We start from the raw sequence: 20,073 nt of genomic DNA, 5'->3' as shown, positions 1-20,073 counted from the left end.
CGCGCCCGCGCCCGCCCCGCGCGCGGGCAAGATCCGCGCAATTTCCCCGATGTTGCTGTCTCAGGCCTGCGGGAGGCAGCAACATCCCCGATGTTGTGCGGATCTTCCCCGCAGGGCACCGCGGGCGGACGGCACGGCGGGCGTGCGGCACGGCGGGCGTGCGGCACGGCGGGCGTGCGGCACGGCGGGCGTGCGGCACGGCGGGCGTGCGGGACGGCGAAGGCCCCGCCCCCGGCGATCGGAAAGATCGCGGGGACGGGGCCTTTCGTCGTTCAGCGGGTCACTTACCGCCGGCGAGCTTCTCCCGCAGTGCGGCGAGCGCCTCGTCGGTGGCCAGCGTGCCGGCCGGCTCCTCGGCCTGCCGGCTCGGGGCCGGGCTGGACGAGGAGGTGGTGCCCCCAGCGGCGGCCGGGACGGCCGGAGTCGGGTTGGCAGCGGCCTCGGCGTCGGCGGCCCGAGAGGTCTGCACCTGCTTGGTGTGGGCCTCCCAACGCTGACGGGCCTCGGCGTACTGGTTCTCCCAGGTCTCGCGCTGCTTGTCGTACCCCTCGAGCCACTCGCCCGTCTCCGGGTCGAAGCCCTCCGGGTAGATGTAGTTGCCCTCGGCGTCGTACGTCGCGGCCATGCCGTAGAGGGTCGGGTCGAAGTGCTCCTCGCCCTCGACGAAGCCCTCGTTGGCCTGCTTGAGCGACAGCGAGATCCGGCGGCGCTCCAGGTCGATGTCGATGACCTTGACCATGACCTCGGAGCCGACCTGGACGACCTGCTCCGGGATCTCCACGTGGCGCTCGGCCAGCTCGGAGATGTGGACCAGGCCCTCGATGCCGTCGTCCACCCGGACGAACGCGCCGAACGGAACCAGCTTGGTGACCTTACCGGGCACGATCTGCTGGATCGCGTGGGTGCGGGCGAACTGACGCCACGGGTCCTCCTGCGTCGCCTTCAGCGACAGGGAGACGCGCTCGCGGTCCAGGTCGACGTCCAGGACCTCGACCTCGACCTCCTGGCCCACCTCGACGACCTCGGACGGGTGGTCGATGTGCTTCCAGGACAGCTCGGAGACGTGCACCAGACCGTCGACGCCGCCGAGGTCCACGAAGGCGCCGAAGTTGACGATCGAGGACACGACGCCCTTGCGGACCTGGCCCTTCTGCAGCTTGTTGAGGAACTCGGTGCGCACCTCGGACTGCGTCTGCTCCAGCCAGGCCCGGCGGGACAAGACCACGTTGTTGCGGTTCTTGTCCAGCTCGATGATCTTGGCTTCGAGCTCCCGCCCGACGTACGGCTGCAGGTCACGCACACGCCGCATCTCGACCAGGGACGCGGGCAGGAAGCCGCGCAGCCCGATGTCGAGGATGAGACCACCCTTGACCACCTCGATGACCGAGCCGCGGACGACGCCGTCCTCGTCCTTGATCTTCTCGATCGTGCCCCAGGCCCGCTCGTACTGCGCCCGCTTCTTGGAGAGGATCAGACGACCCTCCTTGTCCTCCTTCTGGAGGACCAGGGCCTCGATGTGGTCGCCAACAGTCACAACCTCGGCGGGGTCCACGTCGTGCTTGATCGACAACTCCCGAGAGGGGATGACACCCTCGGTCTTGTAGCCGATGTCGAGCAGGACCTCGTCCCGATCGACCTTGACGACGGTGCCTTCGACAATGTCGCCGTCGTTGAAGTACTTGATGGTCTCGTCGATCGCGGCGAGGAAAGCCTCCTCGGAACCGAGATCGTCGTGGGTGACCCGGGTGGCGCTCGAGGGGGCCTCGATGCTGCTCGTCATGTGGGCGGTTGCTCCGGTCGGTGGGTTGTCACAGCAGGCTGGTGTCGCAGTGACCTGTTCGCGCCAGCGGATCCGTCGCCGGGCACACCGAACGATCGTCGAGTGAGATCTTGATGTGGCTCCGTCGACCGCGCACCTGCTCCCTGCCGAGACACACGATCCGCGAGCGCATCGTCTAGCCTACCGTGCGCATTACCACAGCGTGCAAGCCCTCCCGGCTTCTCTGGGTGCGATGACCTGCGAAAGCCGAACAATCGCCCGGAAACCGCCCCTGCTGTCTCGTGCGTCACACAAGCCCCGATCGCCACCGGCGGCGGTCGGCGGGTCGGGTCGGCCCAGCGGACCGATCCGACCCCGAGGGGCCTAGCGTGGGCGGGTGGATGACGACAGCCGGGTGACCCGGCGCCGGGTGGGTGACGCCGAGGCCCGGCGCGCCAACCGCGGCTGGTGGGACACCGACGCCGACGACTACCAGGCCGAGCACGGCGCGTTCCTCGGCGACGTGGACTTCGTCTGGTGCCCGGAGGGCCTGCGGGAGGCCGATGCCCGACTGCTCGGCGACGTGTCGGGGCGACGGGTGCTGGAGGTGGGCTGCGGCGCCGCGGCCGCCGCCCGCTGGCTCGCCACCCAGGGCGCCCGGCCGGTCGCCTTCGACCTGTCCGCCGGCATGTTGCGGCACGCCGCAGAGGCCGCCGACCGCACCGGGGTACGCGTACCGCTGGCGCAGGCCGACGCGCTCGCCCTTCCGTTCGCCGACCGGTCGTTCGACCTCGCGTGCACCGCGTTCGGCGCGATCCCGTTCGTGGACGACTCGGCGGCGCTGCACGCCGAGGTGCACCGGGTGCTGCGCCCGGGCGGCCGGTGGGTGTTCTCGGTGACCCACCCGATGCGGTGGATCTTTCTCGACGACCCCGGCGAGGGCGGCCTGACGGCGGTGCACTCGTACTTCGACCGCTCCCCCTACGTCGAGCAGGACGAGTCGGGCGTGGCCACCTACGTCGAGCAGCACCGCACCCTGGGCGACCGGGTCCGCGAGCTGGTCGGCGCCGGTTTCCGGCTGGTGGACCTGGTGGAGCCGGAGTGGCCGCAGGGGCACGACGGGATCTGGGGGCAGTGGAGCCCGCTGCGCGGACGGTTGTTCCCCGGCACCGCCATCTTCGTCACCGAGAAGCCGGCCGGGTGAGCGCGTCCCACCCGCGGTCCGACCTGCGTTCCATCGACGGCCGGTAGGCTCGACTCCATGAGCGCCGAGCCCATCGCGACACCACACGGCCCCTGGTGTCCGGATCCGATGCGGCAGCAGCGCGCCGACTACACGCTGGAGGACCTGCTCGCCCTGCCGGACGACGCCCCCCGCGTCGAACTCGTCGGCGGAGTTCTCCAGGTGACACCCTCCCCCACCCTGGGCCATCAGAACATCTCCAGCATGCTCTGGCTCTGGCTGCGTAACAACGCGCCGCCGCACCTGCGTGCCGCACAGGCCGTCGGACTCAGGCTGAGCCACAACACGAGTCGACAGCCTGATGTGCTGTTGCACCGCGCCGGCGTGGCCTCCGTTCGTTCCATCCTGCGGCCGGAGGACGTCGTGCTCGCGGTGGAGATCGTTTCGCCGGGCACGCGACGGATCGACCGGTTCGCCAAGCCCGGGGAGTACGCGGCCTCCGGCATCCCGTTCTTCTGGCGCATCGAGCAGGAACCGGTGCACGTCTACGCGTACCGGATCGGCGACCGGGTGGGGCCGGGCGGTGAGCGGCAGTACGAGCTGGTCGCCGACGGTGCCGACGTGATCGAGCTGACCGAGCCGTTCGACATCAAGCTGCCCGTCGCCGAGATCACCCCGTAGCCGTTTCACCCCGACGGGGTCGGGTAGCCGAGGCGCATGGCCGAACAGAGATTCCACAAGGGCGACCACGTCTCCTGGTCGGCCCCCGGAAGCCGCGCGTACGGCGTGGTGCAGGGGAAGATCACCGAGCGGACCCGGATTCGGGGGCGGGCCGTGGACGCGGCTCCCGACGACCCGCAGTACCGGGTTCGCAGCGACGGAACGGGCCGCGACGTGGCCCACCGACCCGAGGCGCTGCGCCATGAGCAGAGGTGATGACGGCCAGGACACCTACCGGGAGTTCACCGAGGCGGTGAACATGAAGCCCCGCGAGTTGTCCACCTGGCTGGAGACCGACGAGTCGAAGCAGGTCGGCTGGCACAAGGGCGGCCGCTCCGGCGGCGGCGAGTCCGTCGGGCACGAGTCCGGTCGGAAGATCATCGACCTGTTGCGTCGCAAGCGCGCCGACCTGTCCGAGGGCGACTACAAGCACATGCGCAAGGTGGTCGGCTACGTCCGCCGGCACATGGCCCAGCGCCCCTCCGGCGACGTGCGAGACACCAAGTGGCGCTGGTCCCTCATGAACTGGGGCCACGACCCCCTCAAGTAACCACGACTCAAGATCGAAGCTCAGGGCGACAGCCTCGACCAGGGTGACCACGTCGGGGTTCCGGGGCAGCCCGACCCGCGCAGGGATCAAGCCTGACCGCCCGGAGCGGGTCGGGCTGCCCCGGAACCCCCCACCGCGACCAATAACAAAAGCTCAGTGATCAGCGCTGTTCCAGTCCCGGCCTTCGCCCACCGACACCTCCAACGGCACCGACAGCGGGTACGCCCCACCCATCTCCCGCCGGACCAACGCCTCCAACGCCTCCCGCTCACCGGGGGCGACCTCGAAGACCAGCTCGTCGTGCACCTGGAGCAGCATCCGCGAGCGCAGCCCGGCGTCGCCGAGAGCGGTGTCGACGTGCAGCATCGCCACCTTGATGATGTCGGCCGCCGAGCCCTGGATGGGGGCGTTGAGCGCCATCCGTTCGGCGATGTCGCGACGCTGCCGGTTGTCGCTGACCAGGTCGGGCAGGTAGCGGCGGCGACCCAGGATGGTCGAGGTGTAGCCGTCCTGGCGGGCTCGGGCGACCACCTGGTGCAGGTAGTCGCGTACTCCGCCGAAGCCGGCGAAGTAGTTCTCCATCAGCCCGCGTGCCTCTTCGGTGTTGATACCGAGTTGCTGGGACAGGCCGAACGCGCTCAGCCCGTACGCCAGGCCGTAGTTCATCGCCTTGATCTTGCGCCGTTGGTCGGGGGTGACCTCGTCGACAGGCACCCCGAACACCGAGGACGCGGTGGCGGCGTGGAAGTCGGCGCCGGAGTTGAACGCGTCGATCAGGGCGTCGTCCGAGGAGAGGTGCGCCATGATGCGCATCTCGATCTGGCTGTAGTCGGCGGTGAGCAGGCACTCGTAGCCCTCGCCGACCACGAACGCTCGGCGGATCCGCCGGCCCTCCTCGGTGCGGATCGGGATGTTCTGCAGGTTGGGTTCGGTGGAGGAGAGCCGTCCGGTGGCCGCCACCGTCTGGTTGAACGTGGTGTGGATGCGGCCGTCGTCGGACACCGACTTGAGCAGACCGTCCACTGTCGACTTGAGCTTGGCGACGTCGCGGTGGCGCAGCAGGTGGGCCAGCACCGGGTGCGGCTGCTGCGCGTAGAGCCACTGCAACGCGTCCGCGTCGGTGGTGTAACCGGTCTTGATCTTCTTGGTCTTCGGAAGGCCCAGCTCGTTGAAGAGGATCTCCTGCAACTGCTTGGGCGAGCCCAGGTTGAACTCCCGACCCACCGCCTCGTACGCGCCCTGCGCGGCGGCCTTCACCTCGGCCGCGAAGTGCGCCTCCAGCTCGGAGAGGTACTGCGTGTCCGCGGCGATGCCGGTGCGCTCCATGCCGGCCAGCACCCGCATCAACGGCAGCTCCACCCCCGCCATCAGCCGGGCGGACTGCTCGCCGTCGCGGGACAGCTCGGCGTCGATCGCGTCGGCGAGGTCCAGGGTGGCGCGGGCCTGGAGCATCAGGTTCTGCTCGACGACACCCTCGTCACCCAGCCCGTCGAGGGTCAGCTGGCCGGACTCCGGAACGTCGACGCGCAGCTCCCGGTGCAGGTAGCGCAGCGCCAGGTCGGTCAGGTCGTAGGACCGCTGGTCCGGTCGGGCCAGGTACGCGGCGATCTGGGTGTCGCGCTGGATGCCGGCCAGCTCCCAGCCGTGCGCGGCGCACGCCAGCACGGCGGGCTTGCTGTCGTGCAGCACCTTGGGTCGTTGCGCGTCGGCCAGCCAGGCGGCCAGGGCGCTCTCGTCGGTCGGGTCGAGCCCCGCCGGGTCGACCCAGGCCGCCGCGCCCCCGGCCGTGGCCAGCGCCAGGCCGGTGATCGAGGCGGTGTGCCGGCGGTTGGGGCCGGTGTCGAGCTTGACCGCCAACCCGACCGGGGTGCCGGTCGGAACGTGCGTGGCCAGCCAACCGGCCAGCGCGCCCGGCTCGGTGAGCACGGCGCCGGTGAGGTCGAACCCGGACTCGGCCTCCGGCTCGACGGACTCCAGATACTGGTAGAGGCGGTCGCGCAGGATGCGGAACTCCAGGGTGTCGAAGACCTGGTGCACCGCCTCGCGGTCCCAACCGGTCCACCGGGTGTCCTCCGGGCGCAGCGGCAGCTCCAGGTCGGACACCAGGCAGTTGATCTCGTAGTTGCGGATCACGTCCGCGAGACGCTCCCGCAGGCTGTCGCCGGCCTTGCCCTTGATCTCGTCGGCGCGGGCGATCACACCCTCCACCCCGCCGTAGGTCGTGATCCACTTGGCGGCGGTCTTCGGCCCGACGCCCGGGATGCCGGGCAGGTTGTCACTTGTCTCGCCGACGAGCGCGGCCAGGTCGCGGTACTGCTGCGGCGGAACGCCGTACTTCGCCTCGATCGCCGCCGGGTCCATCCGGGCCAGGTCGGAGACGCCCTTGCGCGGGTACAGCACGGTGACCTGGTCGCCGACGAGCTGGAACGCGTCCCGGTCACCGGTGCTGATCAGCACCGTCATGCCCTGGTCGCGGGCCTGGCAGGCGAGCGTGGCGATGACGTCGTCGGCCTCGTACCCCTCCTTCTCGACCACCGGGATCTGCAACGCGGCCAGGACCTCCTTGACGAGGCTGACCTGGCCCTTGAAGTCGTTAGGGGTCTCGCTGCGGCCGGCCTTGTACTCCGCGTACTTCTCGGTGCGGAAGGAACGGCGGGAGACGTCGAAGGCGACGACGATGTGGGTGGGCTGCTCATCGCGCAGCACGTTGATCAACATCGAGGTGAAGCCGTACACCGCGTTTGTCGGCTGACCCGTCGTGGTGGAGAAGTTTTCCACCGGCAGGGCGAAGAAGGCCCGGTATGCCATGGAGTGTCCGTCGACGAGGAGCAGGCGCGGCGTCGTAGCTGTCACGGCAGCGACTCTAGTCCGTCGCACCGACATCCTCTGGCGGCGGCACCGCGCGCGCCGGGCCGGAACGGACAGCCGGGTCGAACGGCGGCGGCCGGCCACCCCCCGAGGGGATGACCGGCCGCCGCACGGACAGCTCAGGCCACGCCGAGGTACGCCTCCTTGACCGCCGGGTCGTGCAGGAGTTCCTGGCCGGTGCCCTCCTTGACGATCCGGCCGGTCTCCAACACGTACCCCCGGTGGGCGCGGGAGAGCGCCTGCTGGGCGTTCTGCTCCACCAGCAGGATCGTGGTCCCCTGCTCGTTGATCCGCGTAATGATCTCGAAGATCTGCTGGATCAACTTCGGCGCCAGCCCCATCGACGGCTCGTCGAGCAGCAGCAGCTTCGGACGGGTCATCAGCGCCCGGCCCACCGCCAGCATCTGCTGCTCACCGCCGGAGAGCGTGCCGCCGGCCTGCTTGCGGCGCTCCTGCAACCGCGGGAACAGGTCGAACACCATCGCGAGGTCCTTGGCGATGTCGGCCTTGTCCTTGCGGGTGTAGGCCCCCATCTCCAGGTTCTCCAGCACGGTCATGCCGGGGAAGACACCGCGACCCTCGGGCGACTGCCCGATGCCCCGGATCACCCGCAGGTCGGCGCGCAGCCGGCTGACGTCGGCGCCATCGAACTTGATGCTGCCCCCGGAGATGGCGTGCAGCCCCGAGATCGCCTTCATCGTCGTGGTCTTGCCGGCGCCGTTCGCGCCGATCAGCGCCACGATCTCGCCCTGCTCCACGTGCAGGCTGATGCCGTGCAAAGCCTCGATCCGGCCGTAGAGCAGCTTCAGGTTGTCGATCTCAAGCAGCATCCTCGACACCTCCCAGGTACGCCGCGATCACCTTCGGGTCGTCGCGCACCTCGGCCGGCGACCCCTCGGCGATCTTCTGCCCGAACTCCAGCACCACGAGCCGGTCCACCACGCCCATGACCAGTCGCATGTCGTGCTCGATCAGCAGGACGGTGACGCCCGAGTCGCGGATCTTGCGGATCAGCTGGAGCAGCGCCCCCTTCTCGGCCGGGTTGAAGCCGGCGGCCGGCTCGTCGAGGCAGAGCAGCTTCGGATCGGTGGCCAGAGCCCGCGCGATCTCCAGTCGACGCTGGTCGCCGTACGACAGGTTGCGGGCCAGGTCGCCGGCGCGGCCCTGGATACCCACGAACTCCAGCAACTCGTGGGCCTTGGCCTTGCCCTGCCGCTCCTCGCGCCAGTGCCGCGGCAGCCGCAGCAGGGCGCTCGGGACGCTGGTCTTGTGGTTGGCGTCCGCGCCGACCTGCACGTTCTCCAGTGCCGTCATCTCCGGGAAGAGACGGATGTTCTGGAAGGTGCGCGCGATGCCCAGCTTGGTGATCTGGAACCGCTTGCGGCCGCTGACCTTCTCACCCTGGAACCGGATCTGCCCGCTGGTCGGGGTGTACACGCCCGTCATCGCGTTGAAGCAGGTGGTCTTGCCCGCGCCGTTCGGGCCGATGAGCCCGAGGATCTCCCCCTCGTAGAGGGTGAAGTTGACGTCGTTGAGGGCCACCACGCCGCCGAACCGCAGCGTGACGTGGTCGACCTCCAGCAGCGGCTTGCGGCCACCGGTCGGGGTCGGCTCGCTGACCGCCTCGTCCGGCGTCGACGAGGTCTCCGGTGGGCTCCCCACCGTCGTCCGGGCGTCGATCGCCATGTCGCGCTCGCTGGTGACGTCGCGCTCGCTACCCATCCGTGGCTCACTCAACGACAGCCACCTCCTTCTGCCGGTCCTTGAGCTCGGCGGCCCGCCGCCGGTTCGGCCAGAGGCCCTGCGGCCGGAAGATCATCACGACGATCAGCAGGATCCCGAAGATGAAGTAGCGCAACGACGTCGGGCTCACGTCGAAGTCGTTTCCGAAGACGGTCGCCGTCTCCGGCAGGCCGAACACGTCACCCACCGACCGTAGCCACTCTGGAATGTAGATGACCAGGAAGCCACCGAGGATCGCCCCACCGATGCTGCCGGCGCCGCCGAGCAGCACCGCCGCCAACACCAGGATCGAGTTCTCCAGCGAGAACGTCGAGGAGTTGACGAAGTTGGCCTGACCGGCCCACAACGTGCCGGACAGACCACCGACCGCCGCGCCGATCGCGAACGCCCACAGCTTGAACCGGAACGTCGGAACGCCCATCAGCTCCGCCGCGTCCTCGTCCTCACGGATCGCGACCCACGCCCGACCCACCCGGCTGTTGGCCAGGTTACGGATCAGGAAGACCGCGCCGATGATCACGGTGAGCAGCAGCCAGTAGTACGGCTTGAACTCGAACTGGAAGATGGCCGTGCCGTCCGGGTACTTGCCCGGCGGGTGGGCCACCTGCGGGATACCGCGGTCACCGTTGAGGATCCAGTCCTGGTTCTTCGCGATGATCCGGATCATCTCGGCGAAGCCCAGCGTCACGATCGCCAGGTAGTCACCGCGCAACCGCAGCGTCGGAGCACCGATCAGCACACCGGACAGCAGCGCCAGGGCGATCGCGATCGGGATCGTCACCAACCACGGCCACGGGCTCTCCAGCCAGTTGTACTCGGTGATGAGCTTGCTCTCCGGCGACGTCAGCAACGCCACCGTGTACGCGCCGACCGCGAAGAAGCCGAAGAACCCCAGGTCCAGCAGGCCGGCGTACCCCACCACCACGTTGAGCCCGAGCGACAGCAGCACGATCCACGCGCAGTAGAACAGCACGGCAGCCATGTCGTTGCGCGTGGTGTACAGCGGGATCCACAGGCCCGGAATGTTCAGGTACTCGTAGAACCACTTGTTCGGCAGGACGTAGAGGAAGGCGATGAAGGCCAGCAACCCGGTGATCCGGGCGGACTTCGGCAGCCCGTCGACCCGCCGACCGATGGCACTCGAAGCGGAGTGCCAGCGCTCTCGCAGAGCGGTCATGCCCGCGCCCTCCCCAACGACTCGCCCAGCAGACCGGTCGGCCGGAACATCAGCAGGACGATCAGCACGACGAACGCGATGAGATCCCGCCACTGCGAGCCGAACAGCGCCGACCCGTAGTTCTCGACCAGACCCAGCAGCACGCCGCCGATCGCCGCGCCCCGCAGGTTGCCGATACCGCCCAGCACCGCGGCGGAGAACGCCTTGAGCCCCAGCAGGAAGCCGATGTTGTACCTGGTGTTTCCGCTCTTCATGTCACTGAAGACGGCGGCCACACCGGCCATCAGGCCACCCAGGACGAAGACCAGCGCGATGACGCGGCTCTTGTTGACACCCATCAGCGCGGCGGTGTTGGCGTCCTGCGCGACCGCGCGGATGCCCTTGCCGAAACGGGTGCGGTTAACGAACCAGTCGAGCCCGACCATCATGACGATGGCCACGCTCAGCGTCAGCATCTGCACCGGCGTGACGCTCCAGCCGCCGATGCTGAACAACGTCTTGGCGGGCAGCAGCGCCGGCGCGCCGACCTGGCGACGCTGGGTCAGCGTCCCCATCAGCTCCATCAGGGCGTACGACGCACCGATGGCCGTGATCAGGAAGGCCAGCGGCGGCGCGTTGCGCCGCCGTAGCGGACGGTAGGCGGTAACCTCGATCAGAAGCGCGACACTGCCGGACAGCAGCGCCGCGGCCACGATCGCCAGTGCGATCAGCAGCAGGGCGCGACCCACCGACGGGGCCCCGCTGTTGCTATTGAGCCCGAAGGCCGCCCAGGTCCAGATGGCACCGAACGTGCCGATCATGAAGACCTCGGAGTGCGCGAAGTTGATGAGGCGCAGTACGCCGTAGACGAGGGTGTAGCCGAGGGCGATGAGCGCGTAGATCGCACCCTGCACCAAACCGGTCGTGGTCAGTTCCGGGAAGCCCCGGACGAGTTCTGCAAAGTCCACCGATGCTCCGAAGGGTGTTGCGTTGAGCCGATGCGGCCGGGGTTACGCACCCCGACCGCATCAAAACAACTCTGTTCGTCACGCCCTCAAACCTGTGACCCCGACGGGATCAGGCCTTCGGGATCTCCACGTCCGGAGCCCACGCACCGGCGGTCGCCTTGAAGGCCCACACCTTGACCTGCGCCGGGTCCAGCTCGCCGTTGGCCTCCCACTTGTAGGTCACGCCCGAGGCGGAACCAGCCTTGTTGTAGGTGGAGAGGAAGGCCTGGATGTCGGCGCGGGTGGTCTTGCCGGCCTTGATCGCCTCAAGGTAGATGTTGGCCAGGTCGAACGCCACGTCCGCGTACACGCCCGGGTCCACGCTGTACTTCGCCTTGAAGTCGGTCACGAAGGTGCCCTTGGCCGCGGTCGCCGGGCCACACGGGCAGGTCGCGATGGTGCCCTCGACGTCCTTCTGACCAGCCACCGACAGCATGTTGGCGTCGTTGATGCCGTCGCCACCGATGAACGTGCCGGTCCAGCCAGCGGCGCGCAGCTGCTTGAGGAACGGCGCCGCCTCCTCGGTGTAACCGGCGTAGAACAGCACCGTCGCGCCGCTGGTCTTCACCTTGGAGATCTGCGCGCCGAACTCCTGCGCGTTGTCCACGACCTTGTCGGTGCCGATGACCAGGGGGCCGAGGCCCTTCTTGGCCTCGTCGGCCAGACCCGCGCCGTACGCCGACTGGTCGTCGATGACGAACGCCTTCTGCGCCTTCAGCACGTTCTTGATGTAGCTGGCGATCGCCGGGCCCTGGGAGAAGTCGTTGCCGACGCCCCGGTGGAAGACCTTCCAGCCCTTCTCGGACAGGCTCGGCCGCGTGGCCGACGGGCTGATGCTGGGAAGGCTCGCGGTGTCGAAGATCGGCAGCGCGACCTCGCTCTCACCGGAGAACGCCGGGCCCACCATGCCGACGATCTTCGTGTCGGCGACCGCGCTGGTCGCCAGACCACCGGCCAGGTCGGCCTTGCCCTGCGAGTCGAACGCCTGAACGGTGACCTTGCAGTCCGCGTTCGCCGCGTTGTACTTCTCCACGGCCAGGTCGGCACCCTGCTTCATCGGGGTGACCAGGCCGGCGTCGGCGCCCGAGAGCGCCCCGAAGAAACCGATCTTGAGGTCGCACGCCTTGCTGGCGGAACCACCCGACGTGCCCTCGTCCTTCTTACATGCGCTGGCGCCGCCGGCAACGAGCGCCACGATGGCGACGCTGCCGAGGACGCGCACGAAGTTTTGCCTCAAGGCTGGAACCCTCCTCCGTCCAGAAGCCCGATGTCGCCTGGCAGAGCGCCTCGACGTCAACGGACCGGACCGTTCACCCGGTCTGGGGCGGGACGTTATCCCAGAAGCACTACTCACCGTAAGGTGTCGTAGGCGGCATTGACTCAACCGTTACCAGACGCGGAGAACCTCGCGTTTGGATGTCACATCGGCGTTGTCGACAGCCCGTCAGACGGCCCCGGAGGGCGCGAACCACACCCTCGCCGCGACCCCGTCATCGACGGTGACCACCACCCGACCAGCCAGCACCGCGACCGCCGCCGACGTGTCCCCACCAGCGGAAACGTCCGTCGGAAGCACCACCGGCAGCCACGACGGGGCACCCTCGGCGGACCGCCACAGTCGATGCCCACCGGCCGCCACCGTCATCGCCACCAGCCCGTCCGCACCGCCGGCCGCCGACTCCACACCGGCCACCGCACCCGTGCCCGTGGCACCGAAACGACCCGCCGCCCGCCACGTGCCGGCGCTCGTGGCCCCGCCCGCCGGCTCGCTCACCCACGCCTGGAACGCGCTCCCCCGCACACCCACCGCGTACACGGTCGACCCGACGCGCACGAGACGCTGCACGATCTCGTCGTCCCCCGTCGCCGGCAACGCCACCCGCGTCCACGACCGACCGTCGCCAAAGGACCAGACGAACGGATCCCTGTCGGCCCGACCCGCCGGCCGCCCCCCGCCACCGACCAGCCAGCCGTCCGGCACCGCCACCGCGTCCGTGGCGAGCGTCGTCAGACCCGCATCGCTGGCCAGCGCCGCGGCGCGGTCGACCAGCTGGAAGTCGGCCGCGTCCGGGGAGAGCCACACCGCCGCGCCACCCGTGCGCGCGCCCGCGATCAACCAACCGCCGGCACCACCAGCGATGCGGCTCGCGCTCACCGCCTCCGGGCCGCCGTACACCTCGAACTCGGCCGGCACCTCGGTCAGGCCGCCGTCCGCGTCCTGCCGCCAGGTCCGAACCCGCGGATTGCCGTGCGCGCCACCGGACCGCGCCCCGATGACCGCGACCCGCCCCTCATGGCAGCCGACAGCGTAGAGAATCGCGCGCTCACCGTAGTAACTGATCGGGCGCAACGGCAGCGGCGTCCACGTGCGGCCGTCCGGGCTGCCCCACGCCGCCGGGCGGGTCGCGCCGTCGGGCCCACCCACCGCGCCGACCACGTACCACCGACCCGCGCAGCCCGTCACGTCGCGGACGATGAGCCGACCCGCGGAACCCGGCGGAACCGGCAGATCCGCGGCCTCCCACCGCGGCCGGACCGGTTCCGCGGGACGCTCGCCACGGCCGGCCCGACAGCCGGCGAGCAGCGTGATCACCACCCCGAACACCGCGATCACACGCCGGACCGACACGCATGTGATGCTATCGATCCGGCCGGCGGGACGCGGCCCCCGCCGCGACGGTCAGACCGTCGGCTGCTGCGCCACCTCGCCGCCGGCGGTCTCCGCCAGGATCCGCTCGGCGACCTCCTTCATGGTCATCCGGTGGTCCATCGCCGTGCGCTGGATCCACTTGAACGCCTGCGGCTCGGTCATCCCGTACGTCGTCATCAGCGCGCCCTTGGCGCGCTCCACCGTCTTGCGGATCTCCAGGCGGTCGGTCAGGCTCGCGACCTCGGCCTCCAGGGCCGCGACCTCCGAGTAGCGCGACAGCGCGATCTCCACCGCCGGGACCAGGTCACTCTTCTGGAAGGGCTTCACCAGGTACGCCATCGCGCCCGCGGCCCGCGCCCGCTCCACGAGGTCACGCTGGCTGAACGCGGTCAGGATGATCACGGGGGCGATCCGCGCGCCGGCGATCCGCTCGGCGGCTGCCAGCCCATCCATGATCGGCATCTTGATGTCGAGGATGACCAGGTCGGGCTTCAGCTCCTCGGCGAGGCGCACGGCGGTCTCGCCGTCGCCGGCCTCCCCCACCACCTCGTAGCCCTCTTCGACGAGCATCTCGGCGAGGTCCAGCCGGATCAGCGCCTCGTCCTCGGCGATCAGTACGCGCCTGCGCTCGGCATCCGTCGGCGTCTCAGCCACCAGCCCTACCCCCACCATCGATCACTGCACGGCTACCACCCATGCTCCCGCATGAGAGTAGTCGGGTACAGTAGGCGCCACCCGCCGGGATGGTGGAACGGCATACACGGAAGTCTCAAACACTTCTGCCCGAAAGGGCTTGCGGGTTCGAATCCCGCTCCCGGCACTCTTGTCATACACCTGTTCGACGATGTGGAAGTGCATCCACCGCAGATGCGGGAACAGGCCCGCGCACTCCGCGTTCGCGGACACAGCATTCATTCCGTAGCTCAGAAGCTCTCATTGCCGTACGCAACCGTCTGGCACTGGTGCGTCGATCGACCCGAACCGGTGCGCCGCGGCACGGAGCTGCGCTGCTTCCGATGTCGGCCGGATGTCGACAAACCGACTGACCCCGTGGCCTACGCTTACCTGCTCGGTCTCTACCTGGGCGACGGCCACCTGGTGACGACGGCGCGTGTTCCGGTGTTGCGCATCTACTGTTTTAATGACTGGCCCGGGCTGATCGAGGCGTGCGATGTGGCCATGCAAGCCGTGTTGGCCTCGAAGGTGCAACGGGTCCAGAAGCAGGGTTGCGTGGGCGTGCAGAGTTACGGCCTCCACTGGCCCTGCCTGCTCCCGCAGCACGGTCCCGGCAAGAAGCACGAGCGACCGATCGTCCTCGCCGACTGGCAAAGGCCGATCATAGAACAGCACCCCGGCGACTTTCTGAGAGGGCTGTTCCACTCCGACGGCTGCCGCATCGCCAACCGGGTGACAGTGCGCGGCAAGGCGTACGTCTACCCGCGCTACATGTTCGTCAACGAGTCGACGGACATCATGGGGTTGTGCCAGTGGGGCCTCGACCTGCTGGGCATCGCCTGGCGGATGAACCGGCGCAACTCGCTGTCGGTGGCGCGGCGCGGCGCGGTCGCCGAGCTGGACCGGCACGTCGGCCCGAAGTCCTGACTCCAGCCGGTGAGCGCCCGGGAGGGCTCACCGACCCGGGTGCTGGGCAACCGCGAGCTGCGCTGATCAGGCGATCGCGTCGAGGGCGTGGGCGAGGTCGGCGCGCAGGTCCTCGGGGTCTTCGAGGCCGACCGAGAGGCGCAGCAGGGCGGCGGCGGGCTTCGCGTCGCCCTCGACCGGCCGGTGGGTGAGTGACGCCGGGTGCTGGATGAGGGTGTCGACGCCGCCGAGGGACACCGCGTGGGTGATCAGTCGGCAGGCGGCGGCGACGGCGGCCGCGGCGGGCGCGCCGCCGCGTACCTCGAAGGCGAGCAGGCTGCCGGGGCCAGCCATCTGCCGGCCGACCAGCGCCGCCGGGTCGTGCACCGAGGGGTGGTGCACCCGGTGTACGGCCGGGTGGTCGGCGAGCCAGCCGGCGAGTTTCTCGGCGCTGGCCTGCTGGGCGCGGACCCGCAGCGGCAGGGTCTGCAGACCGCGGTGCAGGAGGTACCCGCCGAGGGGGTGCAGGATCGCGCCGGTGACCGCGCGGACCTGACGCAGCCGGGTGGCCCAGTCGGCGTCGCAGGCGACGGCGCCGGCGAGGACGTCGCCGTGACCGCCGATGCTCTTGGTGGCGCTGTGCAGGACGAGCGCGGCGCCGTGCCGGGCGGGTTGTTGCAGCACGGGGGTGGCGACGGTGTTGTCGACGAGCAGCGGGACGTCGCCGGCGGCGGTGGCGAGAGCGGCGATGTCGACGAGGTCGAGCGTGGGGTTGGCGGGTGTCTCGACGATGACCAGCGCGGTGTCGGGGCGGATGGCGTCGGCGACCTGGTCGGGGTGGGCCCAGGTGACTGTGGTGCCGAGCAGGCCGGTGGCGAGGACGTGGTCGGTGCCGCCGTAGAGGGGTCGGACGGCGACGATGTGGCGGTGGCCGTCGCGGGTGGCCGCGAGCAGGGTGGCGGTGAGCGCGGCCATGCCGCTGGCGAAGGCGACGGCCTGCTCGGTGCCCTCCAGGTCGGCCAGGGCGGTTTCGAAGCGGGCGACGGTGGGGTTCCAGAGCCGTTGGTAGACGGCGCTGCCGTCGGCGGGGAGGGTGCCGCCGGTGGCGAGCTGCTCGTAGGCGTCGCCGCCGTCGTCGACCGACGGCAGGGGGTTGGTGGTGGAGAGGTCGATCGGTGGCACGTGCACGCCGAGGGCGCGCAGGTCGTCGCGGCCGGCGTGTACGGCTCTGGTGTCCACCGTCGTCATGCGCGTAGCGTCGAACATCTACCGATCCAGGGGCAATGGTTCGGCAGATGATTCTGTCCAGGGGGATGTTTTCGTCGCCGTGTTCGGGCGAGAATGATGGAATGCCTCCTGAGCCGAATGATGTGCGGCCGTATCCGGCCCTGGACGAGGTGGACCGGGCGATCCTGTCCGAGTTGGCGACGGACGGCCGGTTGCCGAACAACGCCCTCGCCGAGCGGGTGGGGGTGGCGCCGTCGACCTGCCTGACCCGTACGCGGGCGTTGCGCGAGCGTGGCGCGATCCGCGGTTTCCACGCGGAGGTGGACCCGGCGGCGCTCGGTCTGCCGTTGCAGGCGCTGGTGTCGGTGCGCCTGACCGCGCACGAGCGGGCGGCGGTGGACGCGTTCCGGGCCCGGTCGGTGCGGCTGCCGGGGGTGGTGTCGGTGTTCCACGTGGCCGGCGCGGAGGACTACGTGCTGCACGTGCGGGCGGCGTCCGGTGACGCGCTGCGCGACTTCGTGCTGGACCATCTGGCGGTCGATCCGGTGGTGCAGCACACCCAGACCAGCCTGATCTTCGAGCAGGCTCGCGGGATGGGTTGAGCGGCCGGATGGAATGAACGGGCAGGCCGGGGAGTTGGCACAACGTGTGATCACCGTACCGTTGTCTGTTCTTGATCTTGCCCCGGTCGCGAAGGGCGCCACCGCCGGCGCCGCGTTGCAGGCCACCACCGAGCTGGCCCGGCGCACCGAGGAGCTGGGCTACCGCCGCTTCTGGGTGGCCGAGCACCACAACATGCCGGCGATCGCCAGCTCCGCGCCCGCCGTGCTGCTGGCGCACCTGGCCGCGAACACCTCGACGATCCGCCTCGGGTCGGGCGGGGTGATGCTGCCCAACCACGCGCCGCTGGTGGTGGCCGAGCAGTTCGGCACCCTGGAGGCGCTGCACCCGGGTCGGATCGACCTGGGCATCGGCCGGGCGCCGGGCACCGACCAGGTCACGGCGCTGGCGTTGCGTCGCACCATGGAGGGCCTGTCGGCGGAGGGCTTCCCGCGCGAGCTGGCCGACCTGATGAACTACTTCAGCGGAGAGAAGCCGGGGCAGATCGTCGCCACCCCGGGTCGGGGTGAGCAGCCGGCCGTGTGGCTGCTCGGGTCCAGTGGCTTCAGCGCCCAACTCGCCGGCCTGCTCGGCCTGCCGTTCTCCTTCGCCCACCACTTCAGCTCGGCGAACACCCTGCCGGCGCTGGCCCTGTACCGGCAGAACTTCCGGCCGTCGCAGTGGCTGGACAAGCCGTACGCGATGGTGGCCGTCAACGCGGTCTGCGCGGACACCGACGAACGCGCCGAGTGGCTGGCCGGGCCGAGCGCCCTGTCGTTCCTGAAGCTGCGCTCCGGCCGGCCGGAGCCGCTGTCGACGCCGGACGAGGCGGCGGCCTACCCGTACACGGAGGTCGAGCGGGAGTTCGTCCTGGCGCGCCGCGACGGTCAGGCGATGGGCTCGCCGGAGACGGTGCGTCGGCAGCTGACCGAGTTGCAGGAGCGCACCGGCGCGGACGAACTGATGCTCACCACGCTGGTCTACGACGTGCAGGACCGGGTGCGGTCGTACGAGTTGATCGCCGAGAAGGTCGCCGGGGGCCTGCGCCGGGACGCGTGAAACACGATCTTCACGTCAGCGTCACCCTGGCGACCCGGACGGTGCCTAATGTTGGTGCCGGTGGTGGTACGGCATTCCCGGTCGGGACGGGTCGGGAATGCCGCGGTGTGGCGCACCGGGCCGGAGCTGAGCGGATTCCGCGGCTGCGGCCCGGTGCCTGCCACCCTAGGCGAACCTGATCAGACCCGCCAGATCAGCGCAGGTAGATGTTCGGGGTCGGCGGGTTGCCCATCTGATCGCCGATGAAGAACCCCGGGTGTGGCGGCTGGTTGTAGGCGGTGTTCTGCCACGCGATCGCCACGCGGTACTGCGGGTCGTGCATCAGGGTGTGGATCCGGGTGCTGGTCGGGGTGGGTGTGCTGTAGATGCGCAACGCCCGACTGTCGGCGGTCCGCCAGATCACCTCCTCACGCCAGTCCCCCAGGATGTCGCCGGAGAGCGCCGGCGTGGACTTGGTGCCGTTGTTGGAGGCCACGTCACTGCCGGTGAGCAGCCGGGTCTCGCCGCCGGTGCCGTACTTGTCGATCTTGGTGCCGTCCAGCAGCTCGCGCACCGGGTCGCCGTCCCACCAGGCGAGGAAGTTCGTCGACGACGGCTTACGCCCGATGTTCTGGCCCCGGGTGTTGGCCAGGCCGGCGACGGCCGCCGACCACGACTCCGCGCCGGGGCTGCCCGCCCAGATGTCCGCGGAGACACCCCGGCCGTTGTCGCCCGAGGCCGGCGTGGACCAGAGGATCTGACCGGTACGGGCGTCGGCGAACCAGGAACTCGGCTTGCTGGCGTCCTCGTCGACCTTGAACACCTCCAGGCCGGCGCGGCCCGGGTCGAGGTCCCCGACGTGCAGGGCGTCGCCGTGCCCGTTGCCGGTCGAGTAGAGCAGCCGCCCGTTGTCGTCGATGGTGGCGGCGCCGTACACGATCTCCTGGCGGCCGTCACCGTCGACGTCGGCGACGGAGAGCTGGTGGTTGCCCTGACCGGCGGCGGCGCCGTTGCCGGAGGAGTTCGAGTCGAACGTCCAGCGCCTGGTCAGCGAGCCGCTGCGGAAGTCCCAGGCCGCGATCACCGCGCGCGTGTAGTAGCCCCGGGCCATGATCAGCGACGGACGCTGCCCGTCCAGGTACGCGGTGCCGGCGAGGAACCGGTCGACCCGGTTGCCGTACGAGTCACCCCAGGACGACACCGTGCCGCGCGGCGGGTCGTAGGTGACGGTGGAGAGCACCGCGCCGTTCTGACCGTTGAACATCGTCAGGTACTCCGGACCGGCGAGCACGTAGCCGCTGGAGTTGCGGTGGTCCGCCGACGACGAGCCGATGACCTGACCGGTGCCGGAGCGGGTGCCGTCGGCGGTCTTCATGGCCACCTCGGCCCGGCCGTCGCCGTCGTAGTCGTACACCTGGAACTGGGTGTAGTGCGCGCCGGCGCGGATGTTGCGACCCAGGTCGATGCGCCACAACCGGGTCCCGGTGAGGGTGTACGCGTCGACGTAGACGTTGCCGGTGTAGCCGGACTGGGAGTTGTCCTTGGCGTTCGACGGATCCCACTTGAGCACGATCTCGTAGCTGCCGTCGCCGTTGAGGTCACCGACGGAGGCGTCGTTGGCGCTGTAGGTGTAGCTCTCCCCGCTGGGGGTGGTGCCGCCGGCCGGGACCTGCAACGGCACGTCCAGGTAGCCGCTGCCGAACTGCAGGGCCGGCGCCGACGCCGCCTGCTCGGCGCCGCCCACCACGGCCCGCACGGTGTACGCCGAGCCGGCCGCGGCACCGCTGTCGAGATAGTTGGTCGCCCCGGTGATCGGGCTGGAGTTGACCCTGGCCGAGCCCCGGTAGAGGTTGAACGCCACCCCGGAGGTCTCGGTGCCGAGCAGTCGCCAGGAGACCAGGTTGCCGCTGCCGGAGCGGACGCTGACGAGCCCCCGGTCGAGATTCTCCATCTGCACCCCGGTGCCGGTCGGTGGCGGCGTGGTGGGTGGC

17 protein-coding genes, 1 tRNA gene and 1 pseudogene are annotated in these 20,073 nt (G+C 69.9%); 8 read left to right on the top strand and 11 right to left on the bottom strand.

Going from position 1 to position 20,073, the window contains the following annotated elements:
- Window positions 1–280: 280 nt before the first annotated feature.
- Window positions 281–1,780: a 30S ribosomal protein S1 gene (gene rpsA / locus FHG89_RS25520; RefSeq protein WP_139586953.1), complete on the bottom strand. Its 1,500-nt coding sequence runs from the start codon at window positions 1,778–1,780 to the stop codon at window positions 281–283.
- Window positions 1,781–2,156: 376 nt separating this feature from the next.
- Between rpsA and FHG89_RS25515 the strand changes: the two genes are divergently transcribed.
- The 4 genes and pseudogenes from FHG89_RS25515 to FHG89_RS25500 form a co-directional block, all read left to right on the top strand.
- On the top strand, window positions 2,157–2,963 hold the full coding sequence (locus FHG89_RS25515; RefSeq protein ID WP_139586952.1) for a class I SAM-dependent methyltransferase: 807 nt from the start codon (window positions 2,157–2,159) through the stop codon (window positions 2,961–2,963).
- A 57-nt stretch (window positions 2,964–3,020) separates the two neighbouring features.
- Window positions 3,021–3,623: a Uma2 family endonuclease gene (locus tag FHG89_RS25510; RefSeq protein WP_244295842.1), complete on the top strand. Its 603-nt coding sequence runs from the start codon at window positions 3,021–3,023 to the stop codon at window positions 3,621–3,623.
- Window positions 3,624–3,659: 36 nt separating this feature from the next.
- A complete protein-coding gene (locus FHG89_RS25505) occupies window positions 3,660–3,878 on the top strand; it encodes a hypervirulence associated TUDOR domain-containing protein (protein ID WP_139586951.1) in 219 nt (72 codons plus the stop codon).
- Window positions 3,865–4,209: pseudogene (locus FHG89_RS25500) on the top strand (DUF3140 domain-containing protein); the annotation flags it as partial. The gene FHG89_RS25505 and the pseudogene FHG89_RS25500, both read left to right, overlap by 14 nt.
- A 156-nt stretch (window positions 4,210–4,365) precedes the next feature.
- Here the strand turns inward: FHG89_RS25500 and polA are convergent.
- The 8 genes from polA to FHG89_RS25460 form a co-directional block, all read right to left on the bottom strand.
- A complete protein-coding gene (gene polA, locus FHG89_RS25495; RefSeq protein ID WP_139586949.1) occupies window positions 4,366–7,065 on the bottom strand; it encodes a DNA polymerase I in 2,700 nt (899 codons plus the stop codon).
- A gap of 134 nt (window positions 7,066–7,199) precedes the next feature.
- Window positions 7,200–7,910 (bottom strand): ABC transporter ATP-binding protein, encoded by a 711-nt coding sequence (locus FHG89_RS25490; RefSeq protein ID WP_139586948.1) that lies wholly within the window; start codon window positions 7,908–7,910, stop codon window positions 7,200–7,202.
- Complete coding sequence (locus FHG89_RS25485) at window positions 7,900–8,766, bottom strand: ABC transporter ATP-binding protein (RefSeq protein WP_139586954.1); 867 nt, start codon at window positions 8,764–8,766, stop codon at window positions 7,900–7,902. The genes FHG89_RS25490 and FHG89_RS25485 overlap by 11 nt, the downstream gene beginning before the upstream one ends.
- A gap of 43 nt (window positions 8,767–8,809) precedes the next feature.
- Window positions 8,810–10,000 carry a branched-chain amino acid ABC transporter permease gene (locus tag FHG89_RS25480; protein WP_139586947.1) on the bottom strand — a complete coding sequence of 397 codons (1,191 nt, stop codon included), beginning with the start codon at window positions 9,998–10,000 and terminating at the stop codon, window positions 8,810–8,812.
- A complete protein-coding gene (locus FHG89_RS25475) occupies window positions 9,997–10,947 on the bottom strand; it encodes a branched-chain amino acid ABC transporter permease (protein ID WP_139586946.1) in 951 nt (316 codons plus the stop codon). The genes FHG89_RS25480 and FHG89_RS25475 overlap by 4 nt, the downstream gene beginning before the upstream one ends.
- A 109-nt stretch (window positions 10,948–11,056) precedes the next feature.
- Window positions 11,057–12,223 carry a branched-chain amino acid ABC transporter substrate-binding protein gene (locus FHG89_RS25470; RefSeq protein ID WP_139586945.1) on the bottom strand — a complete coding sequence of 389 codons (1,167 nt, stop codon included), beginning with the start codon at window positions 12,221–12,223 and terminating at the stop codon, window positions 11,057–11,059.
- A gap of 207 nt (window positions 12,224–12,430) precedes the next feature.
- Window positions 12,431–13,615 carry a hypothetical protein gene (locus FHG89_RS25465; RefSeq protein ID WP_139586944.1) on the bottom strand — a complete coding sequence of 395 codons (1,185 nt, stop codon included), beginning with the start codon at window positions 13,613–13,615 and terminating at the stop codon, window positions 12,431–12,433.
- A gap of 51 nt (window positions 13,616–13,666) precedes the next feature.
- Entirely contained in the window at window positions 13,667–14,290 is a 624-nt protein-coding gene (locus FHG89_RS25460; protein WP_139586943.1) for an ANTAR domain-containing response regulator, read from the bottom strand.
- An 83-nt stretch (window positions 14,291–14,373) separates the two neighbouring features.
- Here FHG89_RS25460 and FHG89_RS25455 point away from each other — a divergent pair.
- Window positions 14,374–14,456, top strand: a tRNA-Leu gene (locus FHG89_RS25455).
- A 230-nt stretch (window positions 14,457–14,686) separates the two neighbouring features.
- Window positions 14,687–15,238 carry a hypothetical protein gene (locus FHG89_RS25450; RefSeq protein WP_244295838.1) on the top strand — a complete coding sequence of 184 codons (552 nt, stop codon included), beginning with the start codon at window positions 14,687–14,689 and terminating at the stop codon, window positions 15,236–15,238.
- 66 nt (window positions 15,239–15,304) lie between these two features.
- Here FHG89_RS25450 and FHG89_RS25445 read toward each other — a convergent pair whose 3' ends face one another.
- Window positions 15,305–16,483 (bottom strand): trans-sulfuration enzyme family protein, encoded by a 1,179-nt coding sequence (locus FHG89_RS25445; RefSeq protein WP_139586941.1) that lies wholly within the window; start codon window positions 16,481–16,483, stop codon window positions 15,305–15,307.
- A gap of 83 nt (window positions 16,484–16,566) precedes the next feature.
- On the opposite strand from FHG89_RS25445, the gene FHG89_RS25440 reads away from it, so the two are divergent.
- Entirely contained in the window at window positions 16,567–17,046 is a 480-nt protein-coding gene (locus FHG89_RS25440) for an Lrp/AsnC family transcriptional regulator (RefSeq protein WP_139586940.1), read from the top strand.
- A 34-nt stretch (window positions 17,047–17,080) separates the two neighbouring features.
- Window positions 17,081–18,103 carry an LLM class flavin-dependent oxidoreductase gene (locus FHG89_RS25435; RefSeq protein ID WP_139586939.1) on the top strand — a complete coding sequence of 341 codons (1,023 nt, stop codon included), beginning with the start codon at window positions 17,081–17,083 and terminating at the stop codon, window positions 18,101–18,103.
- Window positions 18,104–18,296: 193 nt separating this feature from the next.
- Here FHG89_RS25435 and FHG89_RS25430 read toward each other — a convergent pair.
- Window positions 18,297–20,073 (bottom strand): rhamnogalacturonan lyase (locus tag FHG89_RS25430; RefSeq protein ID WP_139586938.1); only part of this gene is annotated, 1,777 nt, incomplete at its 5' end.

The sequence above is a fragment of the Micromonospora orduensis genome, assembly GCF_006228125.1.
GTDB lineage: Bacteria > Actinomycetota > Actinomycetes > Mycobacteriales > Micromonosporaceae > Micromonospora > Micromonospora orduensis.
This window is presented reverse-complemented; position numbering and strand designations above follow the sequence as displayed.